The following is a 21,319-nucleotide window of genomic DNA, read 5'->3' as shown; positions in this document are numbered from 1 at the left end:
TTGAGCGCAAAACGCTAATATTTGGAGAAACGCTGACGTGTTTCGCGGAGCTAACGCTATCAGTCTCGATGCAAAGGGCCGTCTCGCCATGCCGAGCCGGTACCGTGACGAGCTCGTTTCGCGTAGTTCCGGTCAATTAATCGTCACCATCGATGCCGTTGATCCGTGTTTGTGTGTTTATCCCCTCGATGAGTGGGAAATTATCGAAACCAAACTGCGTGCACTGCCTTCGCTTCGCGAAGAAAACCGCCGCCTGCAACGTTTACTGATTGGTAATGCCGTCGACCTCGAGCTCGATGGCAGTGGTCGTTTTCTGGTCCCGCCGCGTCTTCGCGAATATGCCAAGTTGGATAAGCGCGCAATGTTGGTAGGCCAACTGAACAAGTTCCAATTGTGGGACGAGGATGCCTGGAATGCGGTTTCTGCCGCTGACCTGGCTGCTATTCAACAACCGGGCGCCATGCCTGATGAACTGCGTGATTTGATCCTGTGACTATTGATAGCGGCTTTAACCACATCACCGTACTGCTTGACGAAGCCGTCGAGGCTCTCGCCGTACGTCCTGATGGCTGCTATCTGGACGGCACGTTCGGACGCGGCGGACATAGCCGGTTGATTCTCAGCAAGCTCGGGCCCGATGGTCGGTTGCTCGGGTTCGACAAAGATCCTCAAGCGATTGCCACCGGGCAAACGCTAGCGGCCGAAGACGGCCGCTTTGTCGTTGTACAGCGCAGCTTTGCCGAGCTCGGTTCGGAAGTCGCCGAACGCGGTCTGGCCGGCAAGGTCAGCGGTGTTCTGCTTGACCTGGGCGTGTCTTCGCCTCAGCTCGACGACCCTGAGCGCGGCTTCAGTTTTCTCAACGACGGCCCGTTGGACATGCGAATGGACCCGTCCCGCGGGATCAGCGCCGCCGAGTTCGTCAATACCGCGCCGGTGGAGGAAATCGCCCGGGTGTTCAAGGAATACGGCGAAGAGCGTTTCTCCGGCCGCATGGCGCGTGCCGTGGCCGAACGTCGCGACATCAAGCCGTTCGAGCGCACTGCCGATCTGGCAGAAGTGCTGAAAGTCGCCAACCCTGCATGGGAAAAGGGCAAGAACCCGGCCACCCGTGCATTCCAGGGGCTGCGTATTCACGTCAACAACGAGCTGGGCGATCTGGAAGCCGGTCTCGAAGCCGCTCTGGAGTGCCTGGAAGTCGGCGGTCGCCTGGTGGTGATCAGCTTCCACTCGCTGGAAGACCGCATCGTCAAACTGTTCATGCGTAAACTGGTGAAAGGCGAAGCCGACAACCTGCCGCGCAACTTGCCGGTCCGTCACGTCGCCTTCGAACCGAAAATCAAAGTCCATGGCAAAGCGCAGTCCGCCTCCGAGGCCGAACTCAAAGCCAACCCACGTTCCCGTAGCGCCATCATGCGCGTCGCGGAGAAACTGCGGTGAGCAAGCTTTTCGCCAAACCACTTCCCGGCGGAAGCTTTTTCATGCTGCTGCTGTTTATCGGTGTGCTCGTGTCGGCCATCGGCGTGTCCTATAGCGCCCACTGGAACCGTCAGCTGTTGAATACGCTGTACAACGAATTGAGCGTGCGCGACAAGGCGCAGGCGGAGTGGGGCCGGTTGATTCTCGAACAAAGCACCTGGACCGCCCACAGCCGTATTGAAGTGTTGGCGACCGAGCAACTGAAGATGCGCATTCCTGGTGCTGCTGAAGTGCAGATGGTGGCGCCATGATGAAACTCGAAGGCGCACTCTTCCCGTGGCGATTCCGTCTGGTGCTGGGCTTGCTCGGCATCATGGTGGTGGCGATTTCCTGGCGCATCATTGATCTGCAAGTGGTCGACCGTGACTTCCTTAAAGGTCAGGGCGACGCGCGCAGTGTTCGTCATATTCCAATCCCGGCTCACCGTGGTCTGATCACCGACCGTAACGGCGAGCCGTTGGCCGTGAGTACCCCGGTCACCACCCTGTGGGCCAACGCCAAGGAAATGCAGCTGGCCAAAGAGAAATGGCCGGCACTGGCGGCTGCCTTGGGGCAGGATCCCAAAGCCCTGGCCGAACGTCTCGAAGCCCAGGCCAACAAAGAATTCATCTACCTGGTGCGCGGGCTGACCCCTGAGCAGGGCCAGGCTGTGCTCGATCTGAAAGTGCCGGGCGTTTATGGCATCGAAGAGTTCCGGCGTTTCTACCCGGCGGGTGAAGTCACCGCCCACATGGTCGGCTTTACCGACATCGACGATCACGGACGCGAAGGCGTCGAGCTGGCCTACGACGAATGGCTGGCCGGGGTGCCCGGCAAGCGACAGGTCATCAAGGACCGGCGCGGCCGGCTGATCAAAGATGTCCAGGTCACCAAAAACGCCAAGGCCGGCAAGCCCTTGGCGTTGTCCATTGACCTGCGCCTGCAATACCTGGCCAACCGCGAACTGCGCAACGCGATCATCGAGAACGGCGCCAAGGCCGGTAGCCTGGTGATCATGGACGTGAAGACCGGCGAGATTCTCGCCATGGTCAACCAGCCGACCTACAACCCGAACAACCGTCGCAACCTGCAACCGGCGATGATGCGCAACCGCGCGATGATCGACGTGTTCGAGCCGGGTTCGACCATGAAAGCGATCTCCATGAGCGCCGCGATCGAAACCGGGCGCTGGAAACCGAGCGACACCGTCGAGGTGTACCCGGGCAGTTTGCAGATTGGTAAATACACCATCAAGGACGTATCCAAGACCGAAGGTCCGGTGCTCGACCTGACCGGTATCCTGATCAATTCCAGTAACGTCGGCATGAGTAAGGTCGCGTTCGATATCGGCGGCGAAACGATTTTCCGTCTGGCACAGAAAGTTGGCCTCGGCCAGGACACTGGCTTGGGTTTCCCGGGTGAGCGCGTCGGCAACCTGCCGAACTACCGCGAATGGCGCAAGGCTGAAACCGCCACGCTGTCCTACGGCTACGGTATTTCCGTGACCGCGATCCAGTTGGTCCACGCCTTCTCGGCCCTGGCTAACAATGGTCGCCTCGCGCCGTTGACCCTGATCAAAACCGACAAGGCGCCGCAAACCACTCAGGTGCTGCCGGAAGCCGTCGCGAAAACCATGCAAGGCATGCTGCAACAAGTGATCGAAGCCCCGCGCGGCGTATTCCGTGCGCAGGTGCCGGCGTATCACGTGGGCGGCAAGTCGGGTACTGCGCGTAAGACGTCGGTCGGAACCAAAGGCTACGCCGAGAACTCCTACCGCTCGCTGTTCGCCGGTTTCGGCCCGATGAGCGACCCGCGTTACGCGATCGTGGTGGTGATCGACGAACCGACCAAGGCCGGTTACTTCGGTGGTCTGGTATCGGCGCCGGTGTTCAGCAAAGTGATGTCCGGGACCTTGCGCCTGATGAACATCACCCCGGACAACCTGCCAGCCACTCAACAAGCGAACGCCGCACCGGTCGTTCCGCTGAAAGCTAATGGAGGGCGCGGCTGATGTCGCTGAGCCTGAACAAGATTTTCGCCCACGCCGGCCATGATCTATTGATCCGCGAATTGGCGCTGGACAGCCGTAACGTACGGGCAGGTGATTTGTTCCTTGCGGTCCCTGGTGGCAAGTTCGACGGTCGTGCGCACATCGCCGACGCCTTGCAGCGCGGTGCTGCCGCCGTGGCTTATGAAGTCGAAGGCGCGACCGTGCTGCCGATTACCGACGTGCCGCTGATTCCGGTCAAAGGCCTGGCGGCGCAGCTGTCGGATATCGCCGGGCGCTTTTACGGCGACCCGAGCCGTCACATGAACCTGATCGGCGTGACCGGCACCAACGGTAAAACCAGCGTGACCCAGTTGGTCGCGCAAGCCTTGGATTTGCTCGGTCAACACTGCGGTATCGTTGGCACTTTGGGCTCCGGTTTCCATGGCGCGCTGGAAAGCGGCTTGCACACCACGCCGAACCCGATTGCGCTGCAAGCAACCCTCGCCGACCTGAAAAAGGCCGGTGCCAAAGCCGTGGCCATGGAAGTCTCTTCCCATGGGCTGGATCAGGGCCGCGTAACCGCGCTGGCCTTCGATGTGGCGGTGATGACCAACCTGTCGCGCGATCATCTGGATTACCACGGCACCATGCAGGCCTATGGCGAAACCAAGGCCAAGTTGTTTGCCTGGAATGATCTGAAGTGCCGGGTGGTCAACCTCGACGACGATTTTGGCCGGCAACTGGCGGCTGATGAGGGTGAGTCGCGGCTGATCACTTACAGCCTGGAAGACTCCCGCGCTTACCTGTATTGCCGCGAAGCGCAGTTCAGTGACGAAGGCGTGCGCGCCACGCTGGTTACGCCGCAGGGCGAACACCATTTGCGCAGCACCTTGCTCGGCCGTTTCAACCTGAGCAACGTGTTGGCCGCGGTCGGTGCCTTGCTCGGTCTGGACTACGCGCTGGACGAAATCCTCAACGTGCTGCCGAAACTCGAAGGCCCGGCCGGTCGCATGCAGCGTCTGGGCGGCGGCACTCAGCCGTTGGTGGTGGTCGATTACGCCCACACACCGGATGCGCTGGAAAAAGTCTTGATGGCCCTGCGTCCTCACGCCAAAGGCCGGTTGCTGTGCCTGTTCGGTTGCGGCGGTGATCGCGATCGCGGCAAGCGTCCGCTGATGGCTGAAGTGGTCGAGCGTCTGGCCGATGGTGTGCTGGTCACCGACGACAACCCGCGCACCGAAGACCCCGCCGCTATTTTCGACGACATCCGCGCCGGTTTCACCGCTGTGGATAAAGTCACCTTCGTCGCCGGTCGTGGCCAGGCGATTGCCCAGTTGATCGCCAGCGCTTCGGCGGATGACGTGATTGTCCTGGCCGGTAAAGGTCATGAGGACTATCAGGAAATCAACGGTGAGCGTCTCGCTTTCTCCGATCTGGTCGAGGCCGATCATGCCCTGACCGCGTGGGAGGTGGCCCATGCTTAAAGCCTTGAAACTGAGCGAACTGACCGGCGCACTGAATGCCCGTCTGATCTCCGTCGATGCCAGCTTCGATGGTGTCAGCATCGACAGCCGCGCGATCAAGCCCGGCCAGCTGTTTATTGCTCTGGCCGGTCCGCGTTTCGATGGCCATGACTACCTGAATGACGTCGCCGCCAAAGGCGCCGTGGGTGCCCTGGTCGAGCGCGAAGTGGCCGACAGCTCGCTGCCGCAACTGCTGGTCAAGGACACCCGCCAGGCCCTCGGCCAGTTGGGTGCGATCAACCGTGCCGCGTTCACTCAGCCGGTCGCGGCCGTTACCGGCTCCAGCGGCAAGACCACGGTCAAGGAAATGCTGGCGAGCATCCTGCGCACGCGCGGTCCGGTGCTGGCGACCCGTGGCAACCTGAACAATGACCTCGGTGCTCCGCTGACCCTGCTCGAACTGGCACCGGAACACACCGCCGCCGTGATCGAACTCGGCGCTTCGCGAATCGGCGAGATTGCCTACACCGTCGCCATGACCAAGCCCCACGTGGCCATCATCAACAACGCCGGGACCGCCCACGTTGGTGAGTTCGGCGGGCCGGAAAAAATCGTCGAAGCCAAGGGCGAGATTCTCGAAGGGCTGGATGCCGATGGCATCGCCGTGCTGAATCTCGACGACAAGGCCTTCGACATCTGGAAGACCCGTGCTGCCGGTCGAAAAGTGCTGACTTTTGCCCTGAGCAACGTCAACGCTGATTTCCATGCCAGCGATCTGGACCGCGATGCCCGCGGTTGCCCGGCGTTCAACCTGCACAGCCCTGAAGGTGTGGAGCGGGTTCAGCTGAATCTGCTCGGCACCCACAACGTCGCCAATGCCTTGGCCGCTGCCGCTGCCGCGCATGCTTTGGGTGTGTCGCTGTTCGGCATCGCCACCGGCCTTGGCGCGGTGCAACCGGTCAAGGGCCGCACCGTCGCGCAACTGGCGCCTAACGGCATGCGCGTAATCGATGACACATACAACGCGAACCCCACCTCTATGTGCGCCGCCGTTGATATACTCGCCGGCTTTTCCGGTCGCACCGTTTTGGTGCTCGGGGATATCGGCGAGTTGGGCGCGTGGGCAGAGCAGGGGCACCGCGATGTGGGCGATTACGCCCGCGGCAAGGTTTCCGCGCTTTACGCCGTCGGGCCAATGATGGCTCACGCCGTGAACGCTTTCGGCGAGCAGGCCTTTCACTTCAGCACACAGGCTGAACTGATCAAGGCCCTGGAAGCCGAGCAGGACACAAACACCACCTTTTTGATCAAGGGCTCGCGCAGCGCTGCGATGGAAAACATCGTTGCCGCTTTGTGCGGGACCAGTCTGGAGAAACATTAATGCTGCTGCTGCTAGCGGAGTATCTGCAACAGTTCTACAAAGGCTTCGCGGTCTTTCAGTACCTGACCCTGCGCGGGATTCTCGGTGTACTGACCGCGCTGGTCTTGTCGCTGTGCTATGGCCCGTGGATGATCCGCACTCTGCAGAACCGTCAGATCGGTCAATCCGTTCGCAACGACGGCCCGCAATCGCACCTGTCGAAGTCGGGCACCCCGACCATGGGCGGCGCGCTGATTCTTTCCTCCATCGGCGTCAGCACCTTGCTTTGGGCTGACCTGACCAACCGTTACGTTTGGGTCGTGTTGTTGGTGACCCTGCTATTCGGCGCCATCGGCTGGGTTGACGACTATCGCAAAGTCATCGAGAAAAACTCCCGCGGCCTTCCGAGCCGCTGGAAGTATTTCTGGCAGTCGGTGTTCGGCCTGGGCGCGGCGATCTTCCTTTATATGACTGCCGCGACGCCGGTGGAAACCACCCTGATCCTGCCGATGCTCAAGGACTACAGCATTCCGCTGGGCGCAGGCTTCATCGTCCTGACCTATTTCGTGATTGTCGGCTCGAGCAACGCGGTCAACCTGACCGACGGCCTCGACGGTCTGGCGATCATGCCCACCGTGATGGTCGGCGGCGGCCTGGGGATCTTCTGCTACCTGTCGGGTAACGTGAAGTTCGCCGAATACCTGCTGATTCCTTACGTACCGGGCGCGGGCGAGCTGATTGTGTTCTGCGGCGCCTTGATCGGTGCGGGCCTGGGCTTCCTCTGGTTCAACACCTATCCGGCACAAGTCTTCATGGGCGACGTTGGCGCGCTGGCGCTGGGTGCGGCCCTGGGCACCATCGCAGTGATCGTCCGTCAGGAAATCGTCCTGTTCATCATGGGCGGTGTGTTCGTGATGGAGACCCTGTCAGTCGTCATTCAGGTTGCCTCCTTTAAGCTGACCGGTCGCCGTGTGTTCCGCATGGCACCGATTCACCACCACTTTGAACTCAAGGGCTGGCCCGAGCCGCGCGTGATCGTCCGTTTCTGGATCATCACCGTGATTCTCGTGTTGATCGGCCTTGCCACCCTGAAGCTGAGGTAGAACGAGTGTCTCTGATCGCTTCTGACCACTTCCGCATCGTTGTCGGCCTCGGCAAGAGCGGCATGTCCCTGGTTCGCTTCCTGGCGAACCGGGGCGTGTCGTTTGCTGTCGCCGATACGCGGGAAAATCCACCGGAACTGGCCACGCTCAAGCGTGACTATCCGCACGTGGAAGTGCGTTGTGGCGAGCTGGACGTCGAATTCCTGTGCCGTGCCGACGAGCTCTACGTGAGCCCCGGCCTGGCGCTGGCGACCCCGGCCCTGCAGGCTGCCGCCGCCCGTGGCGTGAAAATGTCCGGAGACATCGAGCTGTTCGCGCGTAACGCGAAAGCGCCGATTGTCGCCATTACCGGTTCCAACGCCAAAAGTACCGTCACCACCCTGGTCGGCGAGATGGCGGCTGCGGCCGGCAAGCGTGTTGCCGTTGGTGGCAACCTCGGCACGCCGGCGCTGGATTTGCTCAGCGACGACATCGAGCTGTACGTGATGGAACTGTCGAGCTTCCAGCTCGAAACCACCGATCAGCTCAACGCCGAAGTGGCGACCGTGCTCAACATCAGTGAAGACCACATGGACCGCTACAGCGGTCTGCCGGCCTATCACTTGGCCAAGCACCGGATCTTCCGGGGCGCCAGGCAGTTTGTGGTCAACCGTCAGGACGCCCTGAGCCGTCCGCTGATGGGTGAAGGTCAGCCGTGCTGGACCTTCGGTTTGAACAAACCCGACTTCAAGGCCTTCGGCATTCGAGAAGAGAACGGCGAGAAATACCTGGCCTTCGAGTTCCAGAACCTGATGCCGGTACGCGAGCTGAAAGTTCGTGGTGCGCATAACCAGTCCAACGCCCTCGCGGCATTGGCGCTCGGCCACGCCGTCGGCCTGCCGTTCGACGCCATGCTTTCAGCCCTGCGCAATTTCGCCGGGCTCGAGCATCGCTGCCAGTGGGTCCGCGACCTTGATGGCGTGAGCTACTACAACGATTCCAAAGCCACCAACGTCGGCGCCGCATTGGCGGCCATCGAGGGCCTGGGGGCGGACATCGACGGCAAACTTGTGCTGATCGCCGGTGGCGATGGCAAGGGCGCCGAATTCAAGGATTTGCGTGATCCGGTGGCGGCCAACTGCCGCGCCGTCATTTTGATGGGCCGTGATTCCGACAAGATCGGTGAGGCCATCGGCGATGCCGTGCCACTGATTCGCGTCGGCTCGCTGATCGAAGCAGTCGAGCAATGCCGCGCCATCGCCGAAAAGGGCGACGCGGTGCTGCTGTCGCCGGCTTGCGCCAGCTTCGACATGTTCAAGAACTATGAAGACCGTGGTCACCAGTTCGTCCGCGCCGTGGAGGATCTGGCATGAGCTTGAGAAACATCATCAAGCCGTATCCATCGCCGCTGATCACCGGGCGCGGTATCGACCTCGATTTCCCGATGCTCGCCGGTTGCCTGGCACTGCTCGGTCTGGGGCTGATCATGATTGCCTCGGCATCGACCGAGGTGGGGGCGGTGCAGTCGGGCAGCGCCCTGTACTACATGATTCGCCACCTGATCTACGTTGTGCTGGGCCTGGGTGCCTGCATCGTCACCATGATGATTCCGATTGCCACCTGGCAACGCCTGGGCTGGCTGATGCTGATCGGTGCGTTCGGCTTGCTGGTGATGGTGATCATCCCGGGGATCGGCCGGGAAGTGAACGGTTCGATGCGCTGGATCGGCTTCAGTTTCTTCAACGTTCAGCCTTCCGAGATCGCCAAGGTGTTCGTGGTGATCTACCTCGCCGGTTATTTGGTGCGTCGCCAGAAAGAAGTGCGTGAAAGCTGGATGGGCTTCTTCAAGCCGTTCATCGTGCTGTTGCCAATGGCGGGTCTGTTGCTGATGGAGCCGGACTTCGGTGCCACCGTCGTGATGATGGGGGCGGCGGCGGCAATGCTGTTCCTCGGCGGAGTCGGCCTGTTCCGGTTTTCCCTGATGGTGGTCCTGGCTGTCGCGGCGGTGGTGTTGTTGATTCAAATGCAGCCGTATCGAATGGCGCGTCTGACCAACTTTGCCGATCCGTGGGCCGACCAGTTCGGTGCCGGCTATCAGCTCTCCCAGGCCTTGATCGCTTTCGGTCGCGGCGAATGGCTGGGCGTCGGCCTGGGCAACAGCGTGCAGAAACAGTTCTACCTGCCGGAAGCCCATACCGACTTCGTGTTTTCGGTGCTGGCTGAAGAGCTGGGTGCCGTGGGTTCCTTGTGCACGGTGGCGCTGTTCGTCTTCGTGTGTATTCGTGGCATGTACATCGGCCTGTGGGCCGAGAAAGCCAAACAGTTTTTTGCCGCCTACGTTGCTTACGGCTTGTCGTTCCTGTGGATCGGCCAGTTCCTGATCAACATCGGCGTGAACGTCGGCCTGTTGCCGACCAAAGGTCTGACCCTGCCATTCCTCAGTTATGGCGGCAGTTCGTTGGTGATCTGCTGTGCCTGTCTTGGCTTGTTGCTGCGCATCGAGTGGGAGAGTCGAACCCATTTGGGCAGCGAAGAAATGGAATTCCATGAGAGCGACTTCGCCGAGGAGCCGAACCATGGGCGCTAACGTACTGATCATGGCTGGCGGCACCGGGGGCCATGTGTTCCCGGCACTTTCCTGTGCGCGTGAGTTCCAGGCCCGCGGCTACACCGTGCACTGGCTCGGCACGCCCCGCGGGATCGAAAACGATCTGGTGCCGGCGGCCGGTATTGAATTGCATCGGATCCACGCCAGCGGTTTGCGCGGCAAGGGCAAATTGTCCCTGCTCAAGGCGCCGGTCATGTTGCTCAAGTCGATCTGGCAGGCGCGGGCGATCATTCGTCAGCTGCGGCCAGTCTGTGTGGTCGGCTTTGGTGGTTTTGTGACTGGTCCTGGCGGCGTTGCAGCCAGACTGGCCGGCGTGCCGGTCATCGTTCACGAGCAGAACGCCGTGGCCGGTACCGCCAATCGGTTGCTGGTGCCGTTGGCCGCCCGAGTCTGTGAAGCGTTCCCCGACACCTTTACCCTGTCGGACAGCCGTCGGACCACCGGTAACCCGGTGCGCACCGAGCTGTTCCTCGAAACACCGCGACCTGCCCTGGCCGGTCGCAAGGCGCGTTTGCTGATCCTGGGCGGAAGCCTGGGCGCAGAGCCGTTGAACAAGTTGCTGCCTGAAGCCCTGTCGCAAGTCGCCCCCGACCTGCGCCCGGACGTGTTCCATCAGGCCGGCAAAAACCACGATGAAGTGACTGCAGAGCGCTATCGCGCGGCTGGCGTCGAGGCGCAAGTGCAGCCTTTCATCAAAGACATGGCCCAAGCCTATGGCTGGGCCGACCTGGTGGTGTGCCGCGCAGGAGCGCTGACCATCAGTGAACTGGCGGCCGCCGGTCTGCCCTCGATGCTGGTGCCTTTGCCCCACGCGATCGACGATCACCAGACCCGCAACGCCGATTATTTGGCCCGTGAAGGCGCTGCCTTCCTGATGCCGCAAAGAACGACTGGCGCAGCGGACCTTGCCGCTCGCCTGACAGAGGTCTTGATGCAACCGCAACGACTCAACGACATGGCCAGCGCGGCACGCCGCCTGGCCAAACCCGATGCCACTCGTAACGTGGTCGATACTTGCCTTGAGGTGGCCCATGGTTGAGAACAAGAAAGCCATGCCACAACCGGAAATGCGCCGCATCCGTCGTATCCACTTCGTCGGAATTGGCGGCGTGGGTATGTGCGGTATCGCCGAAGTGTTGCTGAACCTGGGCTATCAAGTGTCCGGTTCCGACCTGAAAGCTTCGCCGGTGACCGAGCGCCTGGAATCTTTTGGTGCGCATATTTTCATCGGCCACCGTGCCGAGAACGCCGCAGCCGCCGACGTGCTGGTGGTGTCGAGCGCCGTCAACACGTCCAACCCGGAAGTCGCGACCGCGCTGGAACGCCGGATTCCGGTGGTGCCGCGTGCCGAGATGCTCGCCGAGCTGATGCGCTACCGCCACGGCATCGCCGTCGCCGGTACCCACGGCAAAACCACCACCACCAGCCTGATCGCTTCGGTGTTCGCCGCCGGTGGCCTGGACCCGACGTTCGTCATCGGTGGCCGTCTGAATGCCGCGGGCACCAATGCCCAGCTCGGCACCAGCCGCTACCTGATCGCCGAAGCCGACGAAAGCGATGCCAGCTTCCTGCACTTGCAGCCGCTGGTGGCCGTGGTCACCAACATCGACGCCGACCACATGGCGACCTACGACGGTGACTTCAACAAGCTGAAGAAAACCTTCGTCGAGTTCCTGCACAACCTGCCGTTCTACGGTTTGGCGGTGGTGTGCCTGGACGATCCGGTGGTGCGTGAAATCCTCCCGCTGGTGAAGCGTCCGACGGTCACTTACGGCTTCGGCGATGACGCCGACGTACGCGCCATCAACGTACGCCAACAAGGCATGCAGACTTTCTTCACCGTGCTGCGCCCTGATCGCGAGCCGCTGGATGTCTCGGTGAACATGCCGGGCAACCACAACGTGCTGAACGCGCTGGCGACCATTTGCATCGCCACCGACGAAGGCGTCAGCGATGAAGCCATCGTCCAGGGCCTGTCCGGGTTCCAGGGTGTTGGCCGTCGCTTCCAGGTGTACGGCGAACTGCCGGTCGAAGGCGGCAACGTGATGCTGGTGGACGACTACGGTCACCACCCGACCGAAGTCGCGGCCGTGATCAAAGCCGTGCGCGGTGGCTGGCCGGAGCGCCGTCTGGTGATGGTCTACCAGCCGCACCGTTACAGCCGCACCCGCGACCTGTACGACGACTTCGTCAATGTGCTGGCCGACGCCAACGTGCTGCTGCTGATGGAAGTCTATCCGGCCGGCGAAGAGCCGATTCCGGGCGCCGACAGCCGCAAACTGTGCAACAGCATTCGTCAGCGCGGTCAGCTCGACCCGATCTACATCGAGCGCGGCATCGATCTCGCGCCGATCGTCAAGCCGCTGCTGCGTGCCGGCGACATTCTGCTGTGCCAGGGCGCCGGTGATATCGGCGGTCTCGCACCCAAACTGTTGAACAGTCCGTTGTTCGCCGGGGCCGTTGCCGCACCGGTAGAGGGGAAGTTGAAATGACTGCTGCTTACGCCAACCTCGTCTCCACTGTAGCGCCGAAGGATTTCGGTCGCGTTGCCGTGCTGTTCGGCGGCAAGAGTGCCGAGCGTGAAGTGTCCCTGAAGTCGGGTAACGCGGTGCTCGAAGCACTGCAAAGCGCCGGCGTGGACGCGTTCGGTATTGATGTGGGCGATGACCTGCTGCAACGCTTGCTGAACGAAAAAATCGACCGCGCCTTCATCATCCTCCACGGTCGTGGCGGTGAAGACGGCAGCATGCAGGGCCTGCTCGAATGCGCAGGGATTCCGTACACCGGCAGCGGCATTCTGGCCTCGGCCCTGGCCATGGACAAACTGCGCACCAAGCAAGTCTGGCACAGCCTCGGCATTCCGACGCCACGCCACGCGGTACTGCGCTGCGAGGCCGATTGTATTTCGGCGGCCAAGGAACTGGGCTTCCCGTTGATCGTCAAACCGGCCCATGAAGGTTCCAGTATCGGGATGGCCAAAGTGACGACCGCGCCCGAGTTGATCGAGGCGTGGAAAGCGGCCAGTACCTACGATTCGCAAGTGTTGGTCGAGCAATGGATTCATGGTCCGGAGTTCACCATCGCCACCCTGCGTGACCAGGTGTTGCCACCGATTGCCTTGGGCACGACGCACAGTTTCTACGACTACGACGCCAAGTACATCGCCAACGATACCCAGTACCGCATTCCGTGCGGCCTGGACAGCGACAAAGAAAAGGAACTCATGGACCTCACGGCCAAAGCCTGTGAGGCGCTGGGTATCGCCGGTTGGGGCAGGGCGGACGTGATGCAGGACGCCGACGGGCAGTTCTGGTTCCTGGAAGTCAACACCGCACCGGGCATGACCGATCACAGTCTGGTGCCAATGGCGGCACGTGCCGCTGGCCTGGATTTCCAGCAACTGGTTCTGGCGATTCTGGCCGCAAGCATTGAGCCACGAGGGTAAGACCATGCAAGGCGCACAGCTGAGACATCAGCCCTCCGCACCACCCGGCCGCAAGCCGGTGCCGCGGGGTGCCAGCCGAATGGTGGCCAAAGAGCCGATGTCCGTGCGCCTGCCGAAAGCCAACTTCGGTTTTCTGAAAAGCCTGTTCTGGCCCGTGCTGCTGGTGGCGTTGGGGTTCGGTACTTACGAAGGCGCACAGCGTTTGCTGCCGTACGCCGACCGGCCGATCACCAAAATCGCCGTGCAGGGCGACTTGAGTTACATCAGCCAGCAAGCGGTGCAGCAGCGGATCGCCCCGTACGTGGCGTCGAGCTTCTTCACCATCGACCTGGCGAGCATGCGCACCGAGCTTGAACAGATGCCATGGATTGCCCACGCCGAAGTGCGTCGGGTGTGGCCGGATCAGGTAGTGATTCGCCTGGAAGAACAACTGCCGGTGGCCCGTTGGGGCGATGAGTCGCTGTTGAACAACCAGGGACAGGCGTTCACCCCGCGCGAGCTGGCGAACTACGAACACTTGCCACAGCTGTTCGGCCCGCAGCGGGCCCAGCAACAAGTGATGCAGCAATACCAGGTGCTGAGCCAGATGCTCAGGCCATTGGGCTTCTCGATTGCACGCCTGGAGTTGCGTGAACGAGGCAGCTGGTTCCTGACCACCGGCGCAGGCAGCGCCGGTCCCGGAATCGAACTGCTGCTGGGACGCGGCAACCTGGTGGAAAAGATGCGCCGCTTCATTGCCATCTATGACAAGACGCTCAAAGAGCAGATTACGAACATTGCGCGCATCGATCTGCGCTACGCCAACGGCCTTGCCGTTGGCTGGCGGGAACCTGTAGCGCCGACGACAGCCCAACCCGCTGTCGCAAAGAATTAAGAAGAGGCAGGACCCATGGCAAACGTGCAAAGCGGCAAAATGATCGTCGGTCTCGATATCGGCACCTCCAAGGTGGTGGCGCTGGTCGGCGAGGTCGCGGACGACGGCACGCTCGAAATCGTCGGGATCGGTACACATCCGTCCCGCGGCCTGAAAAAAGGCGTAGTGGTGAACATCGAGTCCACCGTCCAGTCGATCCAGCGCGCTATCGAAGAAGCGCAGCTGATGGCCGGTTGCCGGATCCACTCGGCGTTCGTCGGCGTGGCCGGCAATCACATCCGCAGCCTGAACTCCCACGGTATCGTGGCGATTCGTGATCGCGAAGTCAGCTCCGCCGACCTTGAACGCGTCCTCGACGCCGCCCAGGCTGTGGCAATCCCGGCTGACCAGCGCGTGCTGCACACCCTGCCGCAGGATTATGTGATCGATAACCAGGAAGGCGTGCGCGAGCCGCTGGGCATGTCCGGCGTGCGTCTGGAAGCCAAGGTTCACGTGGTCACCTGCGCCGTCAACGCCGCACAGAACATTGAAAAGTGCGTGCGTCGCTGCGGCCTGGAAATCGACGACATCATTCTCGAGCAACTGGCTTCGGCGTATTCGGTGCTGACCGACGACGAGAAAGAACTGGGCGTGTGCCTGGTGGACATCGGCGGCGGTACCACCGACATCGCGATCTTCACCGAAGGCGCGATCCGCCACACCGCAGTGATCCCGATTGCGGGCGACCAGGTGACCAACGACATCGCGATGGCGTTGCGCACCCCGACCCAGTACGCCGAAGAAATCAAGATTCGCTATGCCTGCGCCCTGGCCAAACTGGCCGGTGCCGGCGAAACCATCAAGGTACCGAGTGTCGGCGACCGTCCACCGCGCGAACTGTCCCGCCAGGCCCTGGCCGAAGTGGTCGAGCCGCGTTACGACGAGCTGTTCACCCTGATCCAGGCCGAACTGCGTCGCAGCGGCTATGAAGACCTGATCCCGGCCGGCATCGTGCTGACCGGCGGTACGTCGAAGATGGAAGGCGCGGTCGAACTGGCCGAAGAGATCTTCCACATGCCGGTTCGCCTGGGCGTGCCCCATGGCGTCAAGGGTCTGGACGACGTGGTCCGCAACCCGATCTATTCCACCGGCGTTGGCCTGTTGATGTACGGCCTGCAGAAGCAGTCCGACGGGATTTCGTTCTCGGGCATCGGCAGCCGCGACAGCTACAGCAATGACGAACCGAAAGCCGCTCTGCTCGATCGCATCAAGAGCTGGGTACAAGGCAATTTCTAAAGCTTTACCGCAACACCGCTTCAAAAGCAGTAGGCGAAAAAACTAGAGAATGTAAGGAGAGGGAAAATGTTCGAACTCGTAGACAACATCCCCGCAAGCCCGGTTATTAAAGTTATCGGTGTTGGCGGAGGCGGCGGCAACGCTGTCAATCACATGGTCAAGAGCAACATTGAAGGCGTTGAATTCATCTGCGCCAACACTGATGCCCAAGCGCTGAAAAGCATCAGCGCGCGCACCATTCTGCAACTGGGCACCAGCGTGACCAAAGGTCTGGGCGCCGGCGCCAACCCTGAAGTAGGTCGTCAGGCCGCTCTCGAAGACCGTGAGCGCATTGCCGAAGTCCTGCAGGGCACCAACATGGTGTTCATCACGACCGGCATGGGCGGCGGTACCGGTACCGGTGCAGCGCCAATCATTGCTGAAGTGGCCAAGGAAATGGGGATCCTCACCGTTGCGGTGGTGACCCGTCCGTTCCCGTTCGAAGGCCGCAAGCGCATGCAGCTCGCCGACGAAGGTATCCGTCTGCTGTCTGAAAGCGTCGACTCGTTGATCACCATTCCCAACGAGAAGCTGCTGACCATCCTCGGTAAAGACGCAAGCCTCTTGTCGGCTTTCGCCAAGGCCGACGATGTACTGGCCGGTGCCGTTCGCGGTATCTCCGACATCATCAAGCGTCCGGGCATGATCAACGTCGACTTCGCCGACGTACGTACCGTGATGAGCGAAATGGGCATGGCGATGATGGGCACTGGCTGCGCCAGCGGTCCGAACCGTGCACGTGAAGCGACCGAAGCGGCCATTCGCAACCCGCTGCTCGAAGACGTGAACCTGCAAGGTGCACGCGGCATCCTGGTGAACATCACCGCCGGTCCTGACCTGTCCCTGGGTGAGTACTCCGACGTGGGTAGCATCATCGAAGCCTTCGCATCCGAGCACGCAATGGTCAAGGTCGGTACCGTTATCGATCCGGACATGCGCGACGAGCTGCACGTGACTGTGGTTGCCACAGGTCTGGGCGCTAAAATCGAGAAGCCTGTGAAGGTCATCGACAACACCGTTCACACCTCGATGGCTTCCCAGCCACAACAACAAGCCCCTGTTCGTCAGGAACAGCCTGCGGTGAACTACCGTGACCTGGACCGTCCGACCGTCATGCGCAACCAGGCTCAGGCCGGTGCTGCGACTGCCGCGAAGATGAACCCGCAAGATGATCTGGACTACCTGGACATCCCGGCTTTCCTGCGTCGTCAGGCCGATTGATGAAATGTATCAGGGGTATTAGGGTGATTGGTGTTCAGCAAAGGTCTGGTCTGCTATCATCGCCAGCCTTTGTTGATACCAGTTCGCAATTTGCGCTGAAGCGGCCCATGCCATGATTAAACAACGCACCCTGAAGAATATTATCCGTGCCACAGGTGTCGGCCTGCACTCCGGGGAGAAGGTCTACCTGACCCTCAAGCCAGCGCCTGTCGACACCGGCATTGTGTTTTGTCGTGCTGACCTCGACCCTGTGGTGCAGATTCCTGCCCGCGCGGAAAACGTTGGCGAAACCACTATGTCGACCACGCTTGTTAACGGTGACGTCAAAGTGGACACGGTGGAGCACCTGCTCTCGGCCATGGCTGGCCTGGGCATCGATAACGCCTACGTCGAGCTCTCCGCGTCCGAAGTCCCGATCATGGATGGTAGCGCTGGACCCTTCGTATTCCTGATTCAATCGGCCGGCCTGGAAGAGCAGGACGCCGCCAAGAAGTTCATCCGGATCCTGCGGGAAGTGACAGTGGAAGACGGCGACAAGCGCGCCACTTTCGTCCCTTTCGAAGGTTTCAAAGTGAGCTTCGAGATCGATTTCGATCACCCGGTTTTCCGTGACCGCACACAAAGTGCAAGCGTGGATTTTTCCAGCACTTCGTTCGTAAAAGAAGTCAGCCGCGCGCGTACCTTTGGTTTCATGAGTGATATCGAGTACCTGCGCAAGCACAACCTCGCACTCGGCGGCAGCGTTGAAAACGCAATTGTGGTCGACGCGGATGGTGTACTGAACGAAGACGGCCTTCGCTATGAAGACGAATTCGTGAAGCACAAAATCCTCGATGCGATTGGTGACCTCTACCTGCTGGGCAATAGCCTGATTGGTGAGTTCAAGGGCTTCAAGTCCGGACACGCATTGAACAACCAGCTGCTGCGCAAGTTGATTGAGCAGACAGATGCTTGGGAAGTCGTGACGTTCGAAGACGCCAGCACCGCACCGATCTCTTACATGCGTCCTGTTGCGGCCGTGTAAGCAAAAAACCTCTCTAGTTTTTTAAAGGCTACCTTCGGGTGGCCTTTTTTTATGCCAGCGGGAACGATCAATCCACAGCGACCACCCGGTTCCGCCCGTTTTCCTTGGCCTGATACAGCGCCTTGTCCGCTGCAAACAGCAACTGTTCCAGACTGATGTCGGTTGCTGTCGTCCAGGTACTGATACCAATACTGACAGTAATCGGTGACACATCACCTCCCACCAACGGCAATTGCTCCACCGCCATACGGATTTTTTCGGCAATCTGTTGGGCTCCGGCGCTGTCGGTTTCAGCCAGGATCACTGAAAACTCCTCGCCACCATACCGGGCGACCAGGTCCGCCGGCCGTCGAACATGGGTGTCGATCACCTTGGCCACCGAGCGCAAGGCATCGTCGCCCCCTCGGTGGCCGTGGCGATCATTGAACGCCTTGAAGTGATCGATATCGATCATCAACAGCGACAACGGCTGACCGGAACGCTGGGCACGAAACCATTCATGGTGCAGAGCCTGATCCAGGCTTCGGCGATTGGCCAGACCGGTCAAGGGGTCGGTGGCGGCCAGTTGTGCCAGTTCCTGCTCGGCGCTTTGGCGTCGACGCAGCTCCCGGCAGAGCAACCAGGTCAGCCACAGCAGGCTCACGCACAGGGCAACGGTCGCAGAAGTGACTACCACCGCGGTGCGCTTCCAGGCCGCAAAGACTTCATCGCTGGACAGCGCAACGATGACGATCAACGGCAAATTCCCGACCTTGGAGAAGGTGTACAAGCGCTCATCGTTGTATCGACTGGACATGCCGGTGAAGCTGCCGTTGCCTTCTTTGACGATGCGCTGGAAATTGGGGCGGTTGCTGAAATCCTTGCCGATCAGCTCTTCGGCCAGGTGGGGTTGGTGGGCCAGGAGAATCCCGTCCTTGCTGATCAGGCTGACCGTACTGTCGCGGCCGATGCTCAAGCTGTTGAACAACTGATCGAAGTAGCTCAAATGCATGGCGGCCTCGGCCACGCCGAGGAACTCACCCTGGGTGCCGTTCACCCGGCGGCTGAAACTGATCCGCCAATCCTGTTCCGGCGGCCGGGCCTTGAAAGGGCGACTGATGAACATGCCCGGGTCCGGATTGTTGATGTGGGCCTGGAAGTATTCGCGATCGGCAAAGTTGCCCTTTCTGGGCTCCACCGAGGCCGAGTCGGCGATCACATAGCCCTTGTTGTCGAGCAACAAGATGTTGCCCTTGTACGGCGCGGCAGTGGCGCGGTCGAAATAGGCCAGGTGACGAATGGCTGGGGAAACGCTCTTGAGGTCTTCCCGCTGGGAGGCAGCGATCAAACCCAGCAGGGACACGTCATAGAGTTCGACATTGCGCAGCACGTCGGCGTCGATCAATTGCACGATATTGTTGGCGGCGCGAGCGGCGGACAATTTGGCATTGGCGTGTTCGCGGATCAGCAGGAACGCGACGATGCTCAGTATTGCGATCACCAACAACACACTACTGAGAACCAGAAGCCGCTCCGAGCGTGTCGAACGGATCGGATCACCGGATTTCGCACTGTTCACACTCATGGTTCTGACTTCTGCAAATAAGGCGTTATGAAAGTGCTTTTACAAGAATCGGGCAGAGTCCCAGAAACCGGTTGCGTCCTGCGCGCCTATATAAATCCCGGATAAAAAAAAGGCCAGCAAAACATGCTGGCCTTTTGCTAATTGAAGCTTAGAAGACATTCACCGGGTAGTCGACAATTACCCGGTATTCATCCGTGTCCTGATCCAGCGCACCGTAACCATTGCCGCCACGGTTAGACGCCCATTGCAGACGCATCGCCAGGTCTTTGGCCTTGCCACCCTGGACCACGTACTTGAGCTCGATGTCTCGTTCCCGATGCCTGGCGTTTCTGCCGTCGGCGCTGTACCACGAGGCGTAACCGCGGCTGTCCGGATCGACCTTGGTCAGGTCCAGTTCACCCCGTGAGTAGGACACCGCCGAGGTCAGGCCGGGCATGTCGAGGCCAGCAAAGTCGTAGGCGTACTTGAGTTTCCACGAGCGCTCATTCGGACCGTTGAAGTCCGAATACTGCTGGGAGTTGTCGAGATAAATGCTGTCGCCCTGGCTGATGTAATCGAACGGCGTGTTGCCGTTGACCCGCTGGTAGGCGGCGGTGACGCTGTGATGGCCCACGTCGACGGTGAAATGCAGGCTGTAGGTGTTGTTGTCGATGTTGCCCAGCAGTGCATCGCCGGTGTCTTGCGTGTGATAGAAGTGCAGGCCCGGGTTGAGGCTGACCAAGTCATTCAGCGAATAGGTGTAGTCCAGGTCGTAGTAGTACTGGTTCCAGATGTCCTTGAGTTCGGCCGCATACAGGCTGCTGGTCAGGCCCGGCAGGCCGCTCCAGGCCACACCGGCCCAATTCAAATGCCGGCTTTCATCGCCATCGGCCAGGCTGCCATAGGACGTGCCGATGCGGGTGTGGCCGCTCTGGTTGTAGAGTTTGGTGAAGCTGGCCTGACCGCCCTCGATCATCAACCCGTCGACACTGTGGTTGGTCAGGCTGACGCCGCGAAAGGTCTGCGGCAGCATGCGGGTTTCGCCACCGGCGATCACCGGGTTGGCAAGGAACAGGTCGCCGGCCTTCAATTCGGTATCGAAGGCACGCATTTTCAGGGTGCCGCCAGCGGTGGAAAACGAGCCCGGTGCCTTGCCGTTGCCATCGCTGATCGGCAGGATGCTCGACCCGTCGGTGCCACCACCGCCGTCGAGCTTGAGCCCGAGCATCGCATGGGCATCAACGCCGAAACCGATGGTGCCCTGGCTGAATCCCGATTCGAAGCGACCGAGAAAGCCCTGACCCCACTCGATGTTGTCATCGGCCTTTTGCAGGCGATTGCGGTTCATGTAGTAGTTGCGGGCATTGAGGTTGAGGCTCGCCCCATCGACAAAGCCTTCGCGGCTGGATTCGTCGTCGGCCTGCGCGTTGTTGGCCATCGTTGCAGTGATTGCAATGAACAGCGGACTGAATCTGAGAGGGAAACGCACGTGCGGTAAAGCTCCTTGGGTCAACTAAGTACTTCATTGTTTTGAAGTGCGGATGTTTGTTGTCAGGGAAGATGAACTGAAGGGGTTTAAAACCACCACGAAAAAAAGCCGCTGATAGCAGCGGCTTTGAAGACAACTTTTCAAAGGGAAGAGCCGATGAAAAGTGTCGAGGGAAACAGAGCGATACGTATGGATCAGCTGTCTTTCTCAACCCGTGGCAGGGCTTGAGTGCTCGACGCTTGAGGGGTTTGCGCAGCCTCTTGGGCCTTGGCTGTCAGTTCGTTTTGATACTGTTCGTAGGCCTTGGCGCGTTCGGCATTTTGTGCGACGAATGTCTGCGACTCTTCAGCCATGGCGAACGGAGACAGGAACAGGGACGACAAAACGAAAGCGCTGGCAATACCCATACTGTTGGACATCTTTTGAACCTTCTTGCTTGGCAAGTGCTGTT

General features: G+C 60.5%; 19 protein-coding genes. 16 read left to right on the top strand and 3 right to left on the bottom strand.

What is annotated here, in order from left to right; genetic code table 11:
• The first annotated feature begins 37 nt into the window (after positions 1-37).
• The 16 genes from mraZ to lpxC all read left to right on the top strand — a co-directional run bounded on the left by mraZ (position 38) and on the right by lpxC (position 17,836).
• Positions 38-493: a division/cell wall cluster transcriptional repressor MraZ gene (mraZ, locus tag ACEN8R_RS19480; protein WP_003205355.1), complete on the top strand. Its 456-nt coding sequence runs from the start codon at positions 38-40 to the stop codon at positions 491-493.
• Complete coding sequence (gene rsmH, locus ACEN8R_RS19475; protein WP_018930127.1) at positions 490-1,437, top strand: 16S rRNA (cytosine(1402)-N(4))-methyltransferase RsmH; 948 nt, start codon at positions 490-492, stop codon at positions 1,435-1,437. Before mraZ ends, rsmH begins: the two co-directional genes overlap by 4 nt.
• Positions 1,434-1,727: a cell division protein FtsL gene (gene ftsL / locus ACEN8R_RS19470; RefSeq protein ID WP_018930128.1), complete on the top strand. Its 294-nt coding sequence runs from the start codon at positions 1,434-1,436 to the stop codon at positions 1,725-1,727. The genes rsmH and ftsL overlap by 4 nt, the downstream gene beginning before the upstream one ends.
• Entirely contained in the window at positions 1,727-3,466 is a 1,740-nt protein-coding gene (locus tag ACEN8R_RS19465) for a peptidoglycan D,D-transpeptidase FtsI family protein (RefSeq protein WP_018930129.1), read from the top strand. Before ftsL ends, ACEN8R_RS19465 begins: the two co-directional genes overlap by 1 nt.
• Positions 3,466-4,929 carry a UDP-N-acetylmuramoyl-L-alanyl-D-glutamate--2,6-diaminopimelate ligase gene (locus ACEN8R_RS19460; RefSeq protein WP_018930130.1) on the top strand — a complete coding sequence of 488 codons (1,464 nt, stop codon included), beginning with the start codon at positions 3,466-3,468 and terminating at the stop codon, positions 4,927-4,929. Before ACEN8R_RS19465 ends, ACEN8R_RS19460 begins: the two co-directional genes overlap by 1 nt.
• A complete protein-coding gene (locus ACEN8R_RS19455; protein WP_018930131.1) occupies positions 4,922-6,289 on the top strand; it encodes a UDP-N-acetylmuramoyl-tripeptide--D-alanyl-D-alanine ligase in 1,368 nt (455 codons plus the stop codon). Before ACEN8R_RS19460 ends, ACEN8R_RS19455 begins: the two co-directional genes overlap by 8 nt.
• Positions 6,289-7,371 carry a phospho-N-acetylmuramoyl-pentapeptide-transferase gene (mraY, locus tag ACEN8R_RS19450; protein ID WP_008016698.1) on the top strand — a complete coding sequence of 361 codons (1,083 nt, stop codon included), beginning with the start codon at positions 6,289-6,291 and terminating at the stop codon, positions 7,369-7,371. The genes ACEN8R_RS19455 and mraY overlap by 1 nt, the downstream gene beginning before the upstream one ends.
• A gap of 5 nt (positions 7,372-7,376) precedes the next feature.
• Entirely contained in the window at positions 7,377-8,723 is a 1,347-nt protein-coding gene (gene murD / locus ACEN8R_RS19445) for a UDP-N-acetylmuramoyl-L-alanine--D-glutamate ligase (protein WP_018930132.1), read from the top strand.
• Positions 8,720-9,937 (top strand): putative lipid II flippase FtsW, encoded by a 1,218-nt coding sequence (gene ftsW / locus ACEN8R_RS19440; RefSeq protein WP_018930133.1) that lies wholly within the window; start codon positions 8,720-8,722, stop codon positions 9,935-9,937. The genes murD and ftsW overlap by 4 nt, the downstream gene beginning before the upstream one ends.
• Complete coding sequence (gene murG, locus ACEN8R_RS19435) at positions 9,927-10,997, top strand: undecaprenyldiphospho-muramoylpentapeptide beta-N-acetylglucosaminyltransferase (protein WP_018930134.1); 1,071 nt, start codon at positions 9,927-9,929, stop codon at positions 10,995-10,997. The genes ftsW and murG overlap by 11 nt, the downstream gene beginning before the upstream one ends.
• Complete coding sequence (gene murC, locus ACEN8R_RS19430; RefSeq protein ID WP_018930135.1) at positions 10,990-12,450, top strand: UDP-N-acetylmuramate--L-alanine ligase; 1,461 nt, start codon at positions 10,990-10,992, stop codon at positions 12,448-12,450. The genes murG and murC overlap by 8 nt, the downstream gene beginning before the upstream one ends.
• Complete coding sequence (locus ACEN8R_RS19425) at positions 12,447-13,403, top strand: D-alanine--D-alanine ligase (RefSeq protein WP_018930136.1); 957 nt, start codon at positions 12,447-12,449, stop codon at positions 13,401-13,403. The genes murC and ACEN8R_RS19425 overlap by 4 nt, the downstream gene beginning before the upstream one ends.
• Positions 13,404-13,407: 4 nt before the next feature.
• Positions 13,408-14,277 carry a cell division protein FtsQ/DivIB gene (locus ACEN8R_RS19420; RefSeq protein WP_007939848.1) on the top strand — a complete coding sequence of 290 codons (870 nt, stop codon included), beginning with the start codon at positions 13,408-13,410 and terminating at the stop codon, positions 14,275-14,277.
• Between the two features lie 15 nt (positions 14,278-14,292).
• Positions 14,293-15,552 (top strand): cell division protein FtsA, encoded by a 1,260-nt coding sequence (ftsA, locus tag ACEN8R_RS19415; protein WP_007939849.1) that lies wholly within the window; start codon positions 14,293-14,295, stop codon positions 15,550-15,552.
• A gap of 66 nt (positions 15,553-15,618) precedes the next feature.
• Positions 15,619-16,812 carry a cell division protein FtsZ gene (gene ftsZ / locus ACEN8R_RS19410; protein WP_007939850.1) on the top strand — a complete coding sequence of 398 codons (1,194 nt, stop codon included), beginning with the start codon at positions 15,619-15,621 and terminating at the stop codon, positions 16,810-16,812.
• A gap of 112 nt (positions 16,813-16,924) precedes the next feature.
• Positions 16,925-17,836 carry a UDP-3-O-acyl-N-acetylglucosamine deacetylase gene (gene lpxC, locus ACEN8R_RS19405; RefSeq protein WP_007939852.1) on the top strand — a complete coding sequence of 304 codons (912 nt, stop codon included), beginning with the start codon at positions 16,925-16,927 and terminating at the stop codon, positions 17,834-17,836.
• Between the two features lie 67 nt (positions 17,837-17,903).
• Here the strand turns inward: lpxC and ACEN8R_RS19400 are convergent, their stop codons facing one another.
• The 3 genes from ACEN8R_RS19400 to ACEN8R_RS19390 form a co-directional block, all read right to left on the bottom strand.
• Entirely contained in the window at positions 17,904-19,400 is a 1,497-nt protein-coding gene (locus ACEN8R_RS19400; protein ID WP_018930137.1) for a sensor domain-containing diguanylate cyclase, read from the bottom strand.
• A 148-nt stretch (positions 19,401-19,548) separates the two neighbouring features.
• Positions 19,549-20,868: an OprD family porin gene (locus tag ACEN8R_RS19395; protein ID WP_018930138.1), complete on the bottom strand. Its 1,320-nt coding sequence runs from the start codon at positions 20,866-20,868 to the stop codon at positions 19,549-19,551.
• A gap of 194 nt (positions 20,869-21,062) precedes the next feature.
• Positions 21,063-21,287, bottom strand: a complete 225-nt coding sequence (locus ACEN8R_RS19390) for a hypothetical protein (RefSeq protein WP_019020950.1) — start codon at positions 21,285-21,287, stop codon at positions 21,063-21,065.
• Positions 21,288-21,319 lie beyond the last annotated feature (32 nt).

Source organism: Pseudomonas sp. Pseusp15, assembly GCF_059492165.1.
The sequence above is the reverse complement of the archived record's forward strand: the minus strand, read 5'-3'. Positions and strand labels throughout refer to the sequence as shown.